This window comes from Streptomyces cyaneofuscatus (assembly GCF_000718135.1).
Classification (GTDB): Bacteria; Actinomycetota; Actinomycetes; order Streptomycetales; family Streptomycetaceae; genus Streptomyces; species Streptomyces cyaneofuscatus.
This window is the reverse complement of record NZ_JOEM01000023.1, coordinates 1-16,403: the sequence shown is the minus strand read 5'-3', so window position 1 is coordinate 16,403 and position 16,403 is coordinate 1. Positions and strand designations below refer to the sequence as shown.

19 protein-coding genes are annotated in these 16,403 nt (G+C 73.4%); 11 read left to right on the top strand and 8 right to left on the bottom strand.

The genetic code is table 11. The features are described 5' to 3' along the window. The first annotated feature begins 86 nt into the window (after positions 1–86). Both IF17_RS0130295 and IF17_RS0130290 read left to right on the top strand, forming a co-directional pair. Positions 87–1,448: a wax ester/triacylglycerol synthase family O-acyltransferase gene (locus IF17_RS0130295; RefSeq protein ID WP_030572738.1), complete on the top strand. Its 1,362-nt coding sequence runs from the start codon at positions 87–89 to the stop codon at positions 1,446–1,448. A 69-nt stretch (positions 1,449–1,517) separates the two neighbouring features. Beyond that, positions 1,518–2,378, top strand: a complete 861-nt coding sequence (locus tag IF17_RS0130290) for an Fpg/Nei family DNA glycosylase (RefSeq protein ID WP_030572736.1) — start codon at positions 1,518–1,520, stop codon at positions 2,376–2,378. Between the two features lie 34 nt (positions 2,379–2,412). Here the strand turns inward: IF17_RS0130290 and IF17_RS0130285 are convergent, their stop codons facing one another. Beyond that, entirely contained in the window at positions 2,413–3,057 is a 645-nt protein-coding gene (locus IF17_RS0130285; protein WP_030572733.1) for a zf-HC2 domain-containing protein, read from the bottom strand. Positions 3,058–3,128: 71 nt separating this feature from the next. Between IF17_RS0130285 and IF17_RS0130280 the strand changes: the two genes are divergently transcribed. The 4 genes from IF17_RS0130280 to IF17_RS0130265 all read left to right on the top strand — a co-directional run bounded on the left by IF17_RS0130280 (position 3,129) and on the right by IF17_RS0130265 (position 7,083). Continuing rightward, positions 3,129–3,881 carry a LytR/AlgR family response regulator transcription factor gene (locus IF17_RS0130280; protein WP_018513093.1) on the top strand — a complete coding sequence of 251 codons (753 nt, stop codon included), beginning with the start codon at positions 3,129–3,131 and terminating at the stop codon, positions 3,879–3,881. A 126-nt stretch (positions 3,882–4,007) separates the two neighbouring features. Further along, complete coding sequence (locus IF17_RS0130275; protein WP_051884166.1) at positions 4,008–4,370, top strand: hypothetical protein; 363 nt, start codon at positions 4,008–4,010, stop codon at positions 4,368–4,370. Continuing rightward, positions 4,367–5,869, top strand: a complete 1,503-nt coding sequence (locus tag IF17_RS0130270; RefSeq protein ID WP_030572726.1) for a sodium/solute symporter — start codon at positions 4,367–4,369, stop codon at positions 5,867–5,869. Before IF17_RS0130275 ends, IF17_RS0130270 begins: the two co-directional genes overlap by 4 nt. After that, the gene (locus IF17_RS0130265; protein WP_030572723.1) at positions 5,866–7,083 is read left to right on the top strand and encodes a sensor histidine kinase; all 1,218 of its coding nucleotides are present in this window, start codon (positions 5,866–5,868) and stop codon (positions 7,081–7,083) included. The genes IF17_RS0130270 and IF17_RS0130265 overlap by 4 nt, the downstream gene beginning before the upstream one ends. A gap of 35 nt (positions 7,084–7,118) precedes the next feature. Here the strand turns inward: IF17_RS0130265 and IF17_RS0130260 are convergent, their stop codons facing one another. Further along, a complete protein-coding gene (locus IF17_RS0130260; protein WP_030572720.1) occupies positions 7,119–7,640 on the bottom strand; it encodes a hypothetical protein in 522 nt (173 codons plus the stop codon). 112 nt (positions 7,641–7,752) lie between these two features. On the opposite strand from IF17_RS0130260, the gene IF17_RS0130255 reads away from it, so the two are divergent. Further along, positions 7,753–7,950, top strand: a complete 198-nt coding sequence (locus tag IF17_RS0130255) for a zf-HC2 domain-containing protein (RefSeq protein ID WP_030572717.1) — start codon at positions 7,753–7,755, stop codon at positions 7,948–7,950. Here the strand turns inward: IF17_RS0130255 and IF17_RS0130250 are convergent. Beyond that, positions 7,884–8,456, bottom strand: coding sequence for a sigma-70 family RNA polymerase sigma factor (locus IF17_RS0130250; RefSeq protein ID WP_030572714.1), 573 nt, complete (start codon positions 8,454–8,456; stop codon positions 7,884–7,886). The two genes, IF17_RS0130255 and IF17_RS0130250, sit on opposite strands and share 67 nt — an antisense overlap. A gap of 269 nt (positions 8,457–8,725) precedes the next feature. Here IF17_RS0130250 and IF17_RS0130245 point away from each other — a divergent pair, with 269 nt between their 5' ends. Beyond that, a complete protein-coding gene (locus tag IF17_RS0130245; RefSeq protein WP_030572710.1) occupies positions 8,726–9,925 on the top strand; it encodes a CapA family protein in 1,200 nt (399 codons plus the stop codon). A gap of 18 nt (positions 9,926–9,943) precedes the next feature. Here the strand turns inward: IF17_RS0130245 and IF17_RS0130240 are convergent, their stop codons facing one another. Further along, the gene (locus IF17_RS0130240; protein ID WP_030572708.1) at positions 9,944–10,405 is read right to left on the bottom strand and encodes a universal stress protein; all 462 of its coding nucleotides are present in this window, start codon (positions 10,403–10,405) and stop codon (positions 9,944–9,946) included. A gap of 141 nt (positions 10,406–10,546) precedes the next feature. Between IF17_RS0130240 and IF17_RS0130235 the strand changes: the two genes are divergently transcribed. Both IF17_RS0130235 and IF17_RS0130230 read left to right on the top strand, forming a co-directional pair. Next, positions 10,547–11,398: a polysaccharide deacetylase family protein gene (locus tag IF17_RS0130235; RefSeq protein WP_030572706.1), complete on the top strand. Its 852-nt coding sequence runs from the start codon at positions 10,547–10,549 to the stop codon at positions 11,396–11,398. 102 nt (positions 11,399–11,500) lie between these two features. Further along, complete coding sequence (locus tag IF17_RS0130230) at positions 11,501–12,883, top strand: hypothetical protein (RefSeq protein ID WP_030572702.1); 1,383 nt, start codon at positions 11,501–11,503, stop codon at positions 12,881–12,883. A gap of 31 nt (positions 12,884–12,914) precedes the next feature. On the opposite strand, the gene IF17_RS0130225 is transcribed toward IF17_RS0130230, so the two are convergent. After that, positions 12,915–13,580 (bottom strand): class F sortase, encoded by a 666-nt coding sequence (locus IF17_RS0130225; RefSeq protein ID WP_030572699.1) that lies wholly within the window; start codon positions 13,578–13,580, stop codon positions 12,915–12,917. A 371-nt stretch (positions 13,581–13,951) separates the two neighbouring features. Between IF17_RS0130225 and IF17_RS0130220 the strand changes: the two genes are divergently transcribed. Continuing rightward, complete coding sequence (locus IF17_RS0130220; RefSeq protein WP_030572695.1) at positions 13,952–14,434, top strand: hypothetical protein; 483 nt, start codon at positions 13,952–13,954, stop codon at positions 14,432–14,434. A 99-nt stretch (positions 14,435–14,533) separates the two neighbouring features. On the opposite strand, the gene IF17_RS0130215 is transcribed toward IF17_RS0130220, so the two are convergent. The 3 genes from IF17_RS0130215 to IF17_RS1000000140160 form a co-directional block, all read right to left on the bottom strand. After that, positions 14,534–15,097 carry a hypothetical protein gene (locus tag IF17_RS0130215; protein WP_018513080.1) on the bottom strand — a complete coding sequence of 188 codons (564 nt, stop codon included), beginning with the start codon at positions 15,095–15,097 and terminating at the stop codon, positions 14,534–14,536. Positions 15,098–15,281: 184 nt separating this feature from the next. Beyond that, entirely contained in the window at positions 15,282–16,046 is a 765-nt protein-coding gene (locus tag IF17_RS0130210) for a bestrophin-like domain (RefSeq protein ID WP_030572693.1), read from the bottom strand. A gap of 13 nt (positions 16,047–16,059) precedes the next feature. Next, the gene (locus IF17_RS1000000140160; RefSeq protein WP_018487417.1) at positions 16,060–16,194 is read right to left on the bottom strand and encodes a hypothetical protein; all 135 of its coding nucleotides are present in this window, start codon (positions 16,192–16,194) and stop codon (positions 16,060–16,062) included. Positions 16,195–16,403 lie beyond the last annotated feature (209 nt).

The following is a 16,403-nucleotide window of genomic DNA, read 5'->3' as shown; positions in this document are numbered from 1 at the left end:
ACATGTCCGTGCTTGACCGTAACCGACCGCAAACGATTGACTGCGGAGGTACGGCCGTTCCGCCCCCCGACGACATGAGGCACCTGTTGGGTACCGAACTCCTGGCCCCGCTCGATCTGGCCTTCTGGCATCTCGAATCGGACGCCCACCCCATGCACCTGGGCGCGCTCGCCGTCTTCGCCCCGGCGCCCGGCGTCACCCCGCCGCACGTCCTGGAACTGCTCCGCACCCGGGCCGCCGCGATCCCCCGGCTGCGGATGTGCGTACGGGACGTCCTGCTGCCCGTCGGCGGTGCGGCCTGGACCGTCGACAAGGACTTCGACGTGCACCGGCATGTGCGCCGCGTCGCCGTGGACGAGGGCGACTTCATGGCAGGGGCCACCCGGCTGGCCGGGGAGCTGATGGAACAGCCGCTGGGCCGCGGGCTGCCGCCCTGGCAGATGTACCTCATCGGCGGCGCCGACGACGGGCCGTTCGCCGTGCTGGTCAAGCTGCACCACGCGCTGGCCGACGGGATGCGGGCGGTCGCCATCGGCGCCGGGATCTTCGACGAGATCGCCGCCACCACGGCCCGGTCCGCCGCCCGCGGCCGCCCCGCCGTCCCGCCCCGCTCCTGGCTCCCCGACCCCCGCGAGGTGGCCGGCATGGCGCTCGGCCGGATCGGCGAGGTCGGCCGGGCCCTGGGCGTGGGCGCCTCCGTCGTCCGCGCGGGCCGCCTCGACCTGCGCTCCACCGCCTTCACCGCACCCTCCAGCGGCACCCGGCGCCTGGCCACCGCCGACCTGGACGCCACGGCCCTCCAGCGGATCCGGCGGGCCGAGGGCGGCACCGCCAACGACATTCTGCTCGCCGTGGTCGCCGGGGCCCTGCGCCGCTGGATGGCCGCGCGCGGCGAGGCGCCTGCCGCCACCGACCCGCGCGCCCTGGTCCCCGTCTCCCGGCGCAGGCCCGGCGGCGCGGTGAGCGGGAACCGGCTCTCCGCCTACCTCCTCGACCTGCCCGTCGGTGCGGCCGACCCCCGGGAACGGCTCCGGGCGGTCCGGGCCGCGATGGACCGTAACAAGGCGGCCGGACCGCTGAAGGGCGCCGGTGCCGTCGCCGTACTCGCCGACCAACTGCACCCGCTGGCCCACCGGTTCGGCGCACCGCTCGCCGCCAACGCCGCCCGGATGCTCTTCGACCTGCTCGTCACCAGCGTCCCGCTCCCGCGCTCCGCGCTCTCGCTCGGCGGCTGCCCCCTGAGCGCCCTCTACCCGATGGCACCGCTGGCCCGGGGCCAGTCACTCGCCGTCGCCCTGTCGACGTACAGCGGCCGTGTGCACGTGGGTCTGGTGGCGGACGGCAAGGCGCTGCCGGACCTGGACCGGCTGGCCGGTGCGGTGGAGGAGGAGTTCGACGAGATCGGGGCGCTGTTCACCGCGGGCCGGGTGGCGGCGCCGGTGTCCTGAGGGGCTTCCGGGCCCCTGGCCCCGGTCTCCTGGCAGGCAGCCGTACGCGGCCTGCGGCAGGCTGGTGCCATGCCCGAGCTGCCCGAAGTCGAAGCCCTGCGGGTCTTCCTCGACGACCACCTGGTCGGCAAGGAGATCGCCCGCGTCCTCCCGCTGGCGATCAGCGTCCTGAAGACGTACGACCCGCCGCTGACCGCCGTCGACGGGACCACCGTCACCTCGGTGGCCCGCCACGGCAAGTTCCTCGACATCGAGGCGGGCGGCCTGCACCTCTGCACCCACCTGGCACGGGCGGGCTGGCTCCGCTGGAAGGACTCCTTCCCGGCCGCCCCGCCGCGCCCCGGCAAGGGCCCGCTCGCCCTGCGCCTGGTGACCGTGGACGGCGACGGCTTCGACCTCACCGAGATGGGGACCAAGAAGAGCCTCTCCGTCCACCTCGTCCGCGACCCGATGGACGTCCCCGGCATCGCCCGCCTCGGCCCCGACCCGCTCGCCGACGCCTTCGACCGGGACACCTTCGCGGGAATCGTCGGCGGGGCGCGCCGCCAGATCAAGGGCGCCCTGCGCGACCAGACGCTCATCGCGGGCATCGGCAACGCCTACAGCGACGAGATCCTGCACGTGGCGAAGATGTCCCCGTTCAAGCGGACCGCCGACCTCGACGAGGACGACATCACCCGCCTGTACACCGCGCTGCGCACCACGCTCAAGGACGCCGTGGCACGCTCCAGCGGGGTGGAGGCGGGAAAGCTCAAGTCCGAGAAGAAGAGCGGGATGCGGGTCCACGGGCGTACGGGGGAGGCCTGTCCGGTCTGCGGCGACACCATCCTGGAGGTCTCCTTCAGCGACTCCTCGCTCCAGTACTGCCCGACCTGTCAGACCGGCGGCAAGCCCCTGGCGGACCGGCGGCTGTCCAAGTTCCTGAAGTGAGCCCCGGGCTTCCTGAAGTGAGGCCCGGGGCCGCTCACCGCTCCACCGTCATCAGCCGCCGCCCGTCCGCCGTCCGCACCTCGAAGTGGTCGATGCCCTCCGGCCGCAGCGCCGCCCCGCCGGACACCTCCACCAGGCCGTCCCCCGCACCCCCGGCCGACCAGCTGCTCACCGTCTCCTCGCTGCCGTCCCGGCCCACCGCGATCAGCGCGCACACCCCGACGACCGGCACCCGGACGACCTCCAGCGCCACCGACGTACCCCACTCGTGCCCCGCCGCCGTCACCACCGCGGCCGCCCCCGACGCCTGATCGGCCCCCACCCACCGCTGCACCACCGCCCCGCCCGCCGGACCGCCCGGGCCGCCCGAGGAACCGGCCACCGCCAGCGGCCCGCCCACCGCCAGCACCACCGCGGCCGCCACCAGCGCGAGCCGCCGCCTGCCCGCCCTGCGCCGCCCCACCGCCACCGCCTCCACCAGCCGGTCCGCGAGGCCGGGGGAGGGCCGCACCACCGGCCGGGCCACGGCAAGACGGGCCGCGACCGGGGCCAGCTCACGGGCTCGGACACGGCACGGCGGACACTCCTCCAGATGCTCCTCGAACCGGAAGGCGTCGGCCCTCCCGAGGACGCCCAGGGCGTAGGCCCCCACCCGGATGTGGGGCTCGGTCAGCTGCATGTACTGCGGTACGGGAACAAGCCGGGATTCACTCAAGCCAGGAGGCCCCGGAGCACCTAAACTCCGGGCTCATGCTGCGCGTACTCGCCGTCGACGACGAACCACCCGCCCTGGAGGAGCTCCTCTACCTCCTGCGCGCCGACCCCCGCATCCGCAGCGCCGAAGGTGCCACCGGGGCGACCGAGGCGCTGCGCCGCATCGGCAACGCGGTGGACGCGGGCCCCGACGACCCGTCCGCGATCGACGTCGTCTTCCTCGACATCCACATGGCGGGGCTCACCGGCCTCGACGTCGCCCAGCTCCTCGCCGGATTCGCCTCGCCCCCGCTCATCGTGTTCGTGACCGCGCACGAGGGCTTCGCCGTGCACGCCTTCGACCTCAAGGCCGTCGACTACGTCCTCAAACCGGTCCGCCGCGAACGCCTCGCCGAGGCCGTACGCCGGGTCGCCGAGCAGGTGGGGGAGCGGTCCGCCCCGGTCAACGACACCGCCACCGACCAGATCCCGGTCGAGCTCGGCGGCGTCATCCGCTTCATCCCGATCGACGAGATCGCGTACGCCGAGGCGCAGGGCGACTACGCCCGGCTGCACACCGCGGCCGGCAGCCACCTCGTCCGCATCCCGCTCACCACCCTGGAGGAGCGCTGGCGCTCGCGCGGCTTCGTCCGGATCCACCGCCGCCACCTCGTGGCACTGAGCCGGATCGACGAGCTGCGGCTGGACGCCGGGAGCATGAGCGTACGGATCGGGGAGGCTGAGCTGGCCGTCAGCCGCCGCCACACCCGGGCCCTGCGCGACCTGCTGATGCGCCAGGGCGGCCGCTGACCCGGGTACCGGCGGACGACCGCCGCGCCGGGCCCGGCAGCCGCCGCTGACCTGGGGCGACCTCCGCCGAAGGCGCTCCGGTGAAGCCTTCCCAGCACCGCCCCCCGCCGCCTACACTCCGAGCCCATGTCACCGGAGACCGCACCCCGGCGCGAAGTCGTCACGGGAGAGCCCCGCCGGGTGCGTCCGCTGCCCCGCTACCGCACCCAGGCGGAGATCGAGGAACAGACCGCCCTCGGCGGCGCCTACGTCCGCTCGCTGATGCGGAGCCAGCTCCGCGCCGGGCTCACCGTCTTCGCCGTGCTCGCTCTCGTCGCGGGCACCCTGCCGCTTCTGTTCGCAGCCCTGAACAGCGCCGCCCTCGTCTGGGCGGTGCTCGGCTTCGCCACCTACCCGCCGCTCACCCTGGCCGCCTGGTGGTACGTGCGCCGGGCCGAGCGCAACGAACGCGACTTCGCCCGGCTGGTGGAGGGCCGCCCGACGCCGTGAGCACCCCCGACCACACGGCGTCCTGGGTGGCGGTCGCCCTCGTCGTCCTCGCCACCGTCCTCGTCGGGGGCTTCGGCCTGCGCATCTCCCGTACGACCTCCGACTTCTACGTGGCGTCCCGGACCGTGCGCCCCCGCCTCAACGCCGCCGCCATCAGCGGGGAGTACCTCTCCGCCGCGTCCTTCCTCGGCGTCGCGGGGCTCGTCCTGCTGCACGGCCCGGACATGCTCTGGTACCCGGTCGGCTACACCGCCGGATATCTGGTGCTGCTGGTCTTCGTCGCGGCCCCGCTGCGCCGCTCGGGGGCGTACACCCTGCCGGACTTCGCCGAGGGGCGGCTCGAATCGCTCCATGTGCGGCGCTTGGTCAGCATCCTGGTGGTGGGTGCGGGGTGGCTGTACCTCGTGCCGCAGCTCCAGGGCGCCGGGCTGACGCTGAAGATCCTCACGGGGGCGCCCGGCTGGCTCGGCGACGTCCTCGTGGCGACCGTGGTGATGGTGGCCGTGGCGGCGGGCGGGATGCGGTCGATCACCTTCGTCCAGGTCTTCCAGTACTGGCTGAAGCTGACCGCGCTCCTTGTTCCCGCGCTCTTCCTCGTCCTCGCCTGGCAGGGCGACGGCCGGCCCCGGGTCAGCTTCGACGACCAGTTCGCCGTCTTCCGCGCCGACCACCCGCTCTACGCGACGTACGGACTGATCGTGGCGACCTTCCTCGGCACCATGGGCCTGCCGCATGTCGTCGTCCGCTTCTACACCAGCCCCAACGGCCGCGACGCCCGCCGCACCACCGTCGCCGTCCTCGCCCTGGTCGGCCTCTTCTATCTGCTGCCGCCCATCTACGGGGCGCTGGGCCGGCTGTACGCCCCCGAGCTGCGGCACGGCGGTGACGCGGACGCGGCCGTGCTGCTGCTGCCCGCCCGGGTCATCGGCGGGCTCGGCGGCGATCTGCTCGGCGCGCTGATCGCGGGCGGGGCGTTCGCCGCGTTCCTGTCCACCGCGTCCGGGCTCACCATGGCCGTCGCCGGGGTCATCACCCAGGACGTGCTGCCCTCGCGCGGCGTGCGCCACTTCCGGCTCGCCACCGTCCTCGCCATCGCCGTGCCGCTCGCCGGTTCGCTGCTGGTCAGCCGGGTGCCGGTGGCCGACGCGGTGGGCATGGCCTTCGCCGTCTCCGCGTCCTCCTTCTGTCCGCTGCTCGTCCTCGGCATCTGGTGGCGGCGCCTCACCCCGCCGGGCGCGATCGCGGGGCTCCTCCTCGGCGGCGGGTCCGCCCTGCTCGCCGTCGCGATCACGGTGAGCGGGGCCGTGACCCCGCCCGGCTGGCCGCACGCGTTGCTCGCCTGGCCCGCCGTCTGGTCCGTCCCGGTCGGCTTCCTCGCGATGATCCTCGTCTCGCTCGCGACGCCCGGGCGGATACCGCCGGGCACCAACGCGGCCATGACTCGTTTCCACCTCCCCGAGGCGCTCACCTCCGCGCGCGGCGCCGGGAGGGAACGATGACGGGGGCCGGGGTCGCCGTCCTCGTCGTCCTGGTGGCGCTGCTGCTCGGTACGGGGTTCCTGCTGGGCCGCCGTACCGCCCGCCCGGTCCGTCCGAGCGATGTCGGCACCCCCGTCGAGCACGCCACGTTCGAGACCCTGCACACCGCGTCCCTCGCCGCGCCCCCGTTGCGCGCAGGTCTCACCGAGGAGAGCGCCCGGCGCTCGGCCCGCCGGCTGCGCTCGCTGCTCGGCACCGACGCCCTCTGCCTCACCGACCGGGAACGTGTCCTGGTCTGGGACGGCGCCGGACACCATCATGGCAAGGACGTGATGGGCCACATCGAGGAGCTGCTGGAGGGCGGGCGCGGCACCGCCTTCGACAGCGGCTGCGCCGACCTCGACTGCCCGCTGCGCTGGGCGGTCGCCGTACCCCTCACCGTCGAGAACCGGGTCCTGGGCGCGCTCGTCGCCTACGCCCCGCGCGAGTCGGCGGTGCTGGCCCGGGCGGCGGGCGAGGTCGCGCGCTGGGTCTGCGTACAGCTGGAGCTGGCCGAGCTGGACCGCTCCCGTACGCAGCTGATCGAGGCCGAGATCAAGGCGCTCCGGGCACAGATCTCCCCGCACTTCATCTTCAACTCCCTAGCCGCCATCGCCTCGTTCGTCCGCACCGACCCCGAGCAGGCGCGTGAACTGCTGCTGGAGTTCGCCGACTTCACCCGATACTCCTTCCGGCGGCACGGGGAGTTCACCACCCTGGCCGACGAACTCCACTCCATCGACCAGTACTTGGCCCTCGTCCGGGCCCGCTTCGGTAAACGCCTCTCCGTCACCCTCCAGGTCGCCCCCGAGGTGCTCCCGGTCGCCCTGCCCTTCCTCTGCCTCCAGCCGCTGGTGGAGAACGCGGTGAAGCACGGTCTGGAGGGAGCCTCCACCCCGCCCCGCGAACAGCCTGCGGACACTTCCTTCCGCATCACCATCAGCGCGCTCGACGCCGGATCGGAGGCCGAGGTCGTCATCGAGGACAACGGCAGCGGCATGGACCCCGACCGGCTGCGGCGCATCCTGCGCGGCGAGGCCACCACCTCCACCGGTATCGGCCTGCTCAACGTGGACGAGAGGCTCCGCCAGGTGTACGGGGACGGGTACGGGCTCGTCATCGAGACCGGGATCGGCGCGGGCATGAAGATCACGCTCCGACTGCCCAAGTACCGCGCGGGCGTGCACGGTTCATGAAGCCCGGGCCCCATCCCGGTCCGTGCCCGGCCGCCTCAGCAGAGATGGACGGCCAAGTGCCCCAGTGGAAGCCCCAGTTGCCATGCCGGAGTCCACACCTGGACCTCGCCCCCCTCCTCGTGCCCGCCCCCGGCCACCGGCTCCCAGGGCGCGGGCACGATCGCGTCGAGGTCGGCGGCGAGGAGCTCGGTCTCCTCCAGCCACCGCCAGGCCGCCCGGGCCAGTGCCACGTCGGGGTCGCCGGGCCCGGCCCGGCGCTCGGACTCCGTGAGCCGCTCGCAGACCCAGCTCCGCCAAGTGGCCCCGTACGCCGTGAGCACCCGCAGCTCGTCGGCGCGCGCCTCGGACAGCGTGCCGGAGACCGGGGCCTCGCCCAGGAGGCCGGAGAGGAACATCGTGAGCGCGAGCGCGTCGCGCCCGGCCCGGAACTCCAGGGTCGTCGGCTCCATCAGGTCGCCGGTGCGTAACAGCTCGTCCGCGACGTACTCGGTGTACAGCCAGGCCATCGGTACCGGCAGCCCGCCCCCACCGGTCCCACGCGTATCCTCGGGACGCATCCCGTCTCGCCTCTTTCCTTGCTCGGTACCGGGCTTCACGCAGCATTGAACCGGGGGCGGGCGCCCCGCGTGGGCAGAAGCGGAGGATCGCCCAGGAGATGCGAGGCTGTGAATGAGTGCCGACCCCGGCGACGACCCGCATGTGAGCCTGCTGCTGGGTGCGTACGTCCTGGACGCGCTGGACGCGGAGGAGACCTGCCGGGTCGCCCGCCACCTCCAGCTCTGCGACGTCTGCACCCGGGACTATGTGGAGGTGGCGGAGGCCTCGGCCCTGCTCGCCCTGTTGCGGGCGGAGGACCTCGGTGAGTAGCCGGGCAGATTACGTGAGAGCAGCCGCAGGGCGTAGTACGAACGGGACTTGACGGTCCCGGCGGGGATGCCGAGCGCCTCGGCGGTCTCGCCGACGCTCAGCCCGCGGAAGTAGATCTGCACCAGCACCGCACGGTGTTCGGGGCTGAGCGTGCGGACCGCCTCGCGGACGTCCAGGGCGCGGACGGCGGAGTCCGCGGTGTCCTGGTCGGCCGGGGTGCTCTCCAGCACCAGATCGCTGACCTCGGTGGGGCGCGCCTGGCGGGAGCGCCGGGCGTCGATGGCGAGGCGGCGGCCGACGGTGAAGAGCCAGGGCCGCATCGACTCGTAGGGCGCGTCGAAGGCCTCCGGGTGCTGCCAGGCGCGTACCAGGGTCTCCTGCACCAGGTCCTCGGCCCGCTGCCGGTCACCGAAGGTCAGGCCCAGCAGGAAGTGGAAGAGGGCGGGGCCGTGTTCCCGCTGCAACTCCGCGATGGCCCGCTCATCGGTCGTCGTCGTGGTCTTCATGAACGTCCTTTCCCGCGGGAGGCCCCCGGACGGCCTCGCTGCCGCCTGGCGTATACGAACGCATTCGGCGGCGCAGGAACAGGCGGTGCACCGAGGCGTGCGACGAGCGGTCGCTCAGTGCGGCGAATGGTGCGGCGAACGGTCAAGGGGCCGTCGGGGTCGGACGGTACGACCAGTTCAGCTAGGTATGCGGCAATGCTCCTTGCTTCAGCGGTATGACGATATGTGTAGTCGGATGGTCGTAATCATCCGAACATGGAGTCGAGCAGATGACGCAGCGCATCCGACCGGGCGCCGTGGCCGCCCTCGCCCTCCTGCTCGCCGCGGCCACCGGCTGCACCGGTCAGCAGCCCCAGGCGCCCGTCCCCGCCGCACCTCCCACCGCCGCCGGGGGCGCGGGCGGCCAGGACGCCGATGCACCCCGCCCCTTCACCCTCCTCGCCTCGGGTGATGTCCTGCCGCACTCCTCCGTCATCGACCGGGCGGCGGCCGACGCGGGCGGGCAGGGCTACGACTTCACCCCGATGCTCAAGGCCGCGGCCCCCGTCGTCTCCCGCGCCGACCTGGCCATCTGCCACATGGAGACGGTGTACGGGAAGGACGGCGGCCCCTACACCGGCTACCCCAGCTTCAAGTCACCGCCCGAGGTCGCCACCGCCCTGCGCGCCACCGGCTACGACTCCTGCTCCACCGCCTCCAACCACACCCTGGACGACGGGGCCGAAGGCGTCGCCCGCACGCTCGGGGCCCTGGACAAGGCAGGCATCCGCCACGCCGGATCCGCCCGCTCCGCCGCCGAGGCCGCCCGCCCCACGATCCTGCCGACGGGACCGGGGAAGAAGGCGGCGAAGGTCGCCCACCTCGCGTACACCTACGGCACCAACGGCATCCCGCTGCCCGCCGGGAAGCCGTGGGCGGTCAACGTGACCGACGAGCGGAAGATCGTGGCGGAGGCGAGGAAGGCTCGGCTGGCGGGCGCCGACGTCGTCGTGCTCTCCGTGCACTGGGGCACCGAGTGGCAGGACGAACCGGACGCCAGGCAGCTGGAGCTGGCCGAGCGGCTCACCGCCTCCCAGGACCGGGGCCTCCCCGACATCGACCTGATCATCGGCACCCACGCCCATGTCCCGCAGGCGTACGAGAAGGTCAACGGAACCTGGGTCGTCTACGGCATGGGCGACCAGATCGCCGGCGCGATGATCAACTACCAGGGCGTCCAGGACCCGCGCGGCAACCAGAGCTCCATGGGCCGCTTCACCTTCGCGCCGCCCGCGCGGCCGGGCGGGCGCTGGACGGTGGAGAAGGCCGAGTTCGTGCCGCAGTGGTACGACACGGGCACCGGGCGTGTCGTCGACCTCAACACGTCCATCAAGGCCGGGGCCGACCACCACCGCCAGGTCCGCGACCGGATCCGGGACGTGGTGCTGGGCCGGGGCGCGGCGGCCGACGGCCTCGTGATGGGGGAGTAGCCCCGGCCGTACCAGCGGCTACGGCACCACGGTGACCGGCCAGCGTCCCGCCTTCACCAGCCGCACCGCCACCGAGCCGATGAACCGGTGCCCCGCCGACTCCGACGCACCCACCACCACGGCGTCGGCGGTGAGTTCGTCGGCCGCCGTCACCAGCCCGTTGTACGGGTCGCCACGGAAGGTGTGGAACTCCCAGCGCACGTCCCAGGTGTCCTTGAGCCGCTCCGCCGACTCGCGGATCTCGTCGGCCAGCTCCTGGGCGACCTCGCCCGTGGTGTCGCCGACGGGCACGCCCAGGGCGGCGCCCGAGGGGATCACGGGCTGGACGTAGACGAGGGCCAGCGTGGCGTTCTGCCGCCGGGCGAGACCGGCGGCGTAGGCGGCCGCGCGCATGGACGAGTCGGAGCCGTCGACGCCCGCGACGATCACCTTGGGCCCGTCCGTACCGCGTTCGAACTGATGGGGCTGCTGCTCTGTCACGGCTCCGAGGCTATCGGCTCGCCCGGAAGCCTCGGAGGAGGGGCCGCGGCCCCGGCAGGCCGCTGCGTCGAATGGGTACAAAACGGACAACCCTCGGTGTCGTCGGCCGGGGTGGGAGCCCGGCCGTGCGAGCAGTTGGCCATGAGAAGTGATCACATCCGGCCCGACCGCCGCACCCTGCTGAAGGTCGCCCTCGGCCTCGGGACCGCCACCACGCTGCATCTGATCGCCGCCGATCCGGCCTCGACGCCCACCCGCCCCGCACGGGCCGCGGGCACCCCGCCCGCGGCGGCCGCCGGGCCGCCCGCCGGACTGCCGGCCAGGCCGCCCGCGTACCGCCTGCAACCCATGACGGCGGGGACCCCGCCCCGCTTCCGGCCGGCCAGCCCCCCGGTGCGGACCCGGCCCTTCGAGGAACTCCCCGACCTCGGGCACTCGATGGTGCTCAGCTTCGACGACGGCCCCGACGCCCGCTACACCCCGGACATCCTGGCCACCCTGCGCAAGCACCGGGTCCGCGCGATGTTCTTCGTCTGCGGAGAGATGGCCGACGCCCACCCGGACCTGCTGCGCGAGATGGCGGACGACGGCCATGTCGTGGGCAACCACTCCTGGTCGCACCCGCTGATCCCGGGGCTCTCCCGCGCTGCGATCCGCGACGAGCTCGGCCGTACCAGCGGTGTGGTCGAGAGGGTGCTCGGCGCCGCGCCGCTCTGGTACCGGGCCCCGTACGGCGCGTGGAACCGCAACTCCTTCGAGATCGGCGCCGACCTCGGTATGGAGCCGATGGCCTGGACCGTCGACACGCTCGACTGGACCACCCCGGGGACGGGAACCATCGTCCGCCGGGTCATGGACGGGGCGGCGCCCGGAGTGGTCGTCCTCTCGCACGACGCCGGCGGCAACCGGTCCCAGAGCGTGGCCGCCCTGCGGCGCTACCTCCCCCGGCTGCTCGACGAGGGCTACCGGATCACGGTGCCGCAGCGGGTCTGAGAGGCCGGTCCGCCCGACGCGGCCCGCCGAAGATACGGTTCCTCCGATACGCGCCCGGGATGGAGCCCCGGGCGCGTCGACGCACCACCTGTGGGGGGAACCATGACCGAGCGGTACGGGGCGTACGGCCTGGCGGGCAACCCGGCGGCTCCGGCAGGCGTGCTGCTGAGGCTGCTGGCGCTGAACGACCGGTCGATCACCCATCGGCTCTCGTACCACCCCGCGCTGACCGGCGAGGTCGCCGAGGCCATGCTCACCCACCCCGAGCGCTGGGTAAGGCACCTGCTGGCCGAGAGCTTCACCGCCGCCCCCGAACTGCGGGCCCGGCTCCTGGACGGACCGGCGTCCGACGCGATGGCGGTCGCGATGGGCCCCCACCCCTACCGCATCCGGGTGCCGCCGCTGCCGGACGGGGCGTACGAGCGCCTCCTGAACCACGAGCGGGGCAGTGTCCGGTACGAGACGGTCGGCGCGCCGTCCACGCCGGACCACGTCCTGGTTCCGCTCGCCGGGCACGCTGACCCGTACTTCCGGCGGGCGGCCTGCCGGCGCGTCTGGCACCTGCTCGACGCCGGCGCGCGCTCGGCACTCCTCGCGGACCCCGACCACGACGTACGCACCGCCGCGTCGCTCCAGGTCATGGACGAGGACGAGGAGCGCACCGAGGAACTCGTCCGGACGCAGACGGACGCCTGGCATCTGGGGGAGGTGGTGGAGCGCGGCAGGCTGGGGCGGGCCCTCGCGGAACGCCTGGTGGCCGAAGGGCTACTGCTCGCGCGGCTCGCCCTCAACCCGACCCTCCCCGCCGACCTGGCCGCGGGGCTCGCGGACCACGAGAACCCGGCCGTCCGGCTGGCCGTCTCGGCCCGTCCGGAGCTCTCGGAGGACGAGCGGACAGCCATCGACTGGCGGATCGACGCCGAGGACCGGCTGCCCTGCCTGCGGTGGGCGTGGGACGCGCGACATGATCCGGAGACCCTGCGGCGGTGCGCGACATCGGCCCACACCTGGCTGCGGCGCAGCGCCGCGATGTGCCCCGAGCTGCCGCAGGACTGCGTCGAACTCCTCGCCGGGGACGCGGACTTCGCCGTACGGCTGCTGCTCGCCGAAGGCCACCCCGAGGCTCCGGCGGAACTGCTGCTCGACCTGTATCTGCACGGCGCGCACCGGGCTGTGGGGTCGCTGACCTCGCGGCCCCGGTTTCCGGCGGCGGGCCTCGCCCGGCGGTTCGCCGACGCGCCGGACCCCCGGGCGCGCGCCCTGGCCCTGCGGGACCCGGCGGCCACCCCCGAGCTCGTCGAACGGCTGAGCCGGGACCCGGACGCGGGGGTGCGGGGGACGGCCGCCTACGACCCGCGGCTCCCGGCGCTCAGGCTGCTGGAACTGCTGGCGGACCCCGCCACGGCGATGGCCGCGGCCGCCAACCCCGTGCTGCCGCCCGCGGAGATGTACGCGCTCCTGGACCGGGAGGGCATCCCGCGCTGAACCGTGCGGCGCGGCGTTCGGTGACGTTCCGTCAGCGCGTCTCGACGAGCCGGGCGAAGACCACCACGTTCCCGTCGTAGCCGCCCGCCTTCGAGTAGCCTCCGCCGCAGGTGATCACCCGGAGCTCCGCATGGCCGGTGTCGCCGTAGACCCGGGCGCCGGGGAAGTCGTTCTTCGAGAAGACCTCCACCCCGTAGACCTCGAAGACGCCGACCCGCCCGTCGTAGCGCTCCACCTCGACGCGGTGGCCCTTCTGGAGCGAGCCGAGGCCGTAGAAGACCGCAGGCCCGGAGTTGTTGTCGACATGGCCGACGACCACGGAGGTGCCGCGCTGCCCGGGCGCGATGTCGTTCTGGTACCAGCCGGCGAGGTTGGGGTCCTCGGCCGGCGGGGCGTCGATCCAGCCGTTGGCGTCCAGGCTGACGTCGACGATCGGGGCGTCCACGTTGATGGTCGAGATCTTCACCCGGGAGGCGGGGGCGTACGGCAGCGGCTGCACCGGCTCGCCCTCCACCGGCGGACCCGCGGCGTCGCTGCTCAGGTCCAGCGAGGCGGCGGCCGCGGGCTGCGGCGGGCCCTCCTCCCCGAACTCCGCCCCGTTGCGCAGGAGGGCGAGGCCCGTGAGCATGACCAGGGCGACAGCACCCCACGGCACGCGTCTGGTCCGCTCGGCGCCGGCGTAGTGCTGCTGGCCCATGGTGCTCCCTTCGTCGCGACGCTTGGAACGTTAAGGGCGGTACGGCCGGGCGGCGATCAGGGAGAGGCGAACGGGTGGCGGGCGCGACCCGGGCCTTTACGGTGACGGCATGCGGGCCCTCGGTGTGGCGGCGTGCGGGCCCCGGGGTGACTGCCCTTCGGAGTAATGAGCAGATAAAACTTCTGATGGCCTGTGACCTGCGACTCCGTCAGATCCAGGGGTTTTCGTACGGCGTGTCGCGTCACCGGGGTGGAGCAGTGCCGAAGTGCGAGCCGGTGATCGGCTGGTGAGTGTTCGTCATGGGAGGCGTTCACGTCGATCGATTCCCGGAGGACAGGACTCCGGGGCGTTTCCCGCTGGAGGTCCACACGATGCGTGCTTCACGCGTTCTCGCGGTCACGGTGACCGCTTTCGCAGCTGTCGGGCTCGCTGCCCCCATGGCCGCCGCCACCAACGGTCCGGTCAACGTCGCCGTCAACCCGCAGGCGGTCCACCAGGGCGGCACGCTGAAGATCACCGCCCGGGGCTGCGGTCACGGCGGCACGGTCTGGTCGAACGCGTTCCCGACGACCAGCCTCTCGGCGGGTGACGGCACCAACTACGCCCACGCCCGCGTCCGCAACAACACCACCCCGGGTCACTACCACCTCTCGGTGAAGTGCAGCGACAACGACCGGATCGCGACGCACAAGTTCACCGTGCTCGCCGGCAACGGCGCGCAGGGCGGTCTCGGCGGCTCGATGGGACCGAACTCCACGGAGATGCAGGTCGGCGGCGGACTGGTGGCCGCGGCGGCCGTCGGTGGCGCGGTCTTCCTCGTCCGGCGCCGGCGGACGAGCCATGCGGCCTTCTAGGACGCCGGACCTCCCGCCCGGCCCGATACGCCCGTCGCCCCGAGTCCTGTGGTCAGGACCCGGGGCGACTGTCGTGCGTTCCACCTGGACCTCGCGCCGTCAGTGCCGGCGGCCGGCGCCGCGGCGGCGTGCGAACCAGAGGGTGCCGGTGGCGGCCGCGAGCACGAGGGCTGCGCCCGCCGCGACCTCCACCGTGTTCATGGTGCCGGCGCTGCCGCCGAGCCCGCCGCGCACGCCGCTCGGCGCGATGGCCGTGGAGCTGACGGTCGGTGCCGTGGTCGGAGCGGTCGTGGGCGTCGGGGTGCTGGTGGCGCCCCCGGTGATGGTCAGGTTGACGTTGCGGGTGGTGCCGGTGGAGCCGCAGGCGAACGTCACCGCGTAGACCGCGCCCCGCCGGGCGTCCGCGTCGACGGTGGCGGTGGCGGTGGTGGAGCCGCTCGGGATCACGGTCGTGTCGAAGATGCCCGAGGTGACGGTCGTCTCGCCGGTGCACCCGCCGCCGCCGAGGGTCACCCGGCCGCCCGGAGCGATCACCGAGGGGGAGATCGTCGGGTTGAACGTGTTGATGGCCCCGTCCGGCGCGGCATGGGCGGCGGACGGAGCCAGCAGGGTGAGGGCGGTGGCGCCCAGGAGTGCGAGGGGTGCGACACGTATCGCGCGCATGGTGGATCCTCCGGGTTCCCCGAGGGGCAGCTGCGGAATGAATTTCCACATAGCAGGAAAAATGCACCTCGATGCGCGACACGCTAGGAGGGGTGCTGACCGACCGCTATCGGGGTCGGGCGAACGGGTCATTCCGTCCCCCGGCCGGCCTACTCGGCGGCTCACCGGCCGGGGCGACGGAGTATCAGCGGGTGGCCTCCGGGAACAGGTCGAGGAAGGGCTCGGCGGTGGCCGAGATGCCCCGGCCGAAGGGCGCGTCGAAGTCCCAGATCAGGAAGAGCAGGAACGCGATCAGCGCGCTGAAGAGCCCCGCCAGCAGCAGTTCCCGGAACGTTCTGCGGATCTGGAGGGTGAAGATCAGCCCAACTGTCACCAGCGCCCCGATGATCAGACCGAACCACACCACCCCGGGCATCGTCTCGCCCGCGTTCTGCCCCCGCGAGGTACGGGCGTCGTCCGCCGCCGCCACCTGGTCCACCAGAGGCTGGTAGGCCTGCCCCTCGTGGTCCGTCCGCGGCTCGTACTCGGTGACGTCCGCCCGCACCCGGTCCAGCAGCTCCGTACCGCGTTCGGTGAGGGTGCCCTGGTCCGACATCACCTTCCACTCGGTGTCGATGACATGGGCGACGTAGGCGTCGACGTCCGCGCGGATGCGGTCGCGGACCTCCGCCGGGTAGACGGAGGACCGGGCCTGCACCTCGTGCAGTGCCTGCGCCTCCAGCCGTACGGACTCCTGGGCGGCGCTGCGGCCCTCCCAGACCCCGGCGATGGCCAGACCCAGCACGATCGCGTAGACCACGCCGATCATCATCGTCATGTACTCGATGACGTCGGGTGTCTCGGACGGATCGTCGTCATCGGCGATCCGGCGGTTGTTGAGGACCGCGATGGTGAGCACGACCGCACAGGCCGACGCCATGGCAATGCTCAGGACGAGCCATTCGGACATGGATATCTCCTCGTCAGCGGGACGATCGCGGCCGCAGTACGGCGACGGCGAACACCGCCGGGGCGGTGATCAGCAGGGTCGTGGACACCAGGGACGGCCCGCTCCGCGGCTCCTTGCGGGTCGCTTTGCGGTACGTCGGAAGCGCCACGGGCCGGGGCTCCGGCGGCTTCGGCCGTACCGAGGGGGTCGGTGACGGCTTCGGCGCCGGCCTGGGCGCGGGCGCGGCCCTCTGGACGGGCGGCGGCGGAGGTGATGGTGGCGGGGGAGGTGGCGGCTCCGTTGGTGGTGGCGGAGGAGGTGGCGGGGGCGGTGGTTCGGGTGCGGGGGGCGGCGGGGGAGGAGGTGGAGGCGGTGGTG

Excerpts from the sequence above, each read along its gene's own strand:
- IF17_RS0130245 (WP_030572710.1), top strand. The coding sequence starts at position 8,726 with ATGACGCAGCGCATCCGACCGGGCGCCGTGGCCGCCCTCGCCCTCCTG.
- IF17_RS0130250 (WP_030572714.1), bottom strand. The coding sequence starts at position 8,456 with ATGAAGACCACGACGACGACCGATGAGCGGGCCATCGCGGAGTTGCAG.
- IF17_RS0130255 (WP_030572717.1), top strand. The coding sequence starts at position 7,753 with ATGAGTGCCGACCCCGGCGACGACCCGCATGTGAGCCTGCTGCTGGGT.
- IF17_RS0130260 (WP_030572720.1), bottom strand. The coding sequence starts at position 7,640 with ATGCGTCCCGAGGATACGCGTGGGACCGGTGGGGGCGGGCTGCCGGTA.
- IF17_RS0130290 (WP_030572736.1), top strand. The coding sequence starts at position 1,518 with ATGCCCGAGCTGCCCGAAGTCGAAGCCCTGCGGGTCTTCCTCGACGAC.
- IF17_RS0130225 (WP_030572699.1), bottom strand. The coding sequence starts at position 13,580 with ATGGGCCAGCAGCACTACGCCGGCGCCGAGCGGACCAGACGCGTGCCG.
- IF17_RS0130210 (WP_030572693.1), bottom strand. The coding sequence starts at position 16,046 with ATGTCCGAATGGCTCGTCCTGAGCATTGCCATGGCGTCGGCCTGTGCG.
- IF17_RS0130265 (WP_030572723.1), top strand. The coding sequence starts at position 5,866 with ATGACGGGGGCCGGGGTCGCCGTCCTCGTCGTCCTGGTGGCGCTGCTG.
- IF17_RS0130220 (WP_030572695.1), top strand. The coding sequence starts at position 13,952 with ATGCGTGCTTCACGCGTTCTCGCGGTCACGGTGACCGCTTTCGCAGCT.
- IF17_RS0130280 (WP_018513093.1), top strand. The coding sequence starts at position 3,129 with ATGCTGCGCGTACTCGCCGTCGACGACGAACCACCCGCCCTGGAGGAG.
- IF17_RS0130235 (WP_030572706.1), top strand. The coding sequence starts at position 10,547 with ATGAGAAGTGATCACATCCGGCCCGACCGCCGCACCCTGCTGAAGGTC.
- IF17_RS0130215 (WP_018513080.1), bottom strand. The coding sequence starts at position 15,097 with ATGCGCGCGATACGTGTCGCACCCCTCGCACTCCTGGGCGCCACCGCC.
- IF17_RS0130285 (WP_030572733.1), bottom strand. The coding sequence starts at position 3,057 with ATGCAGCTGACCGAGCCCCACATCCGGGTGGGGGCCTACGCCCTGGGC.
- IF17_RS0130275 (WP_051884166.1), top strand. The coding sequence starts at position 4,008 with ATGTCACCGGAGACCGCACCCCGGCGCGAAGTCGTCACGGGAGAGCCC.
- IF17_RS0130230 (WP_030572702.1), top strand. The coding sequence starts at position 11,501 with ATGACCGAGCGGTACGGGGCGTACGGCCTGGCGGGCAACCCGGCGGCT.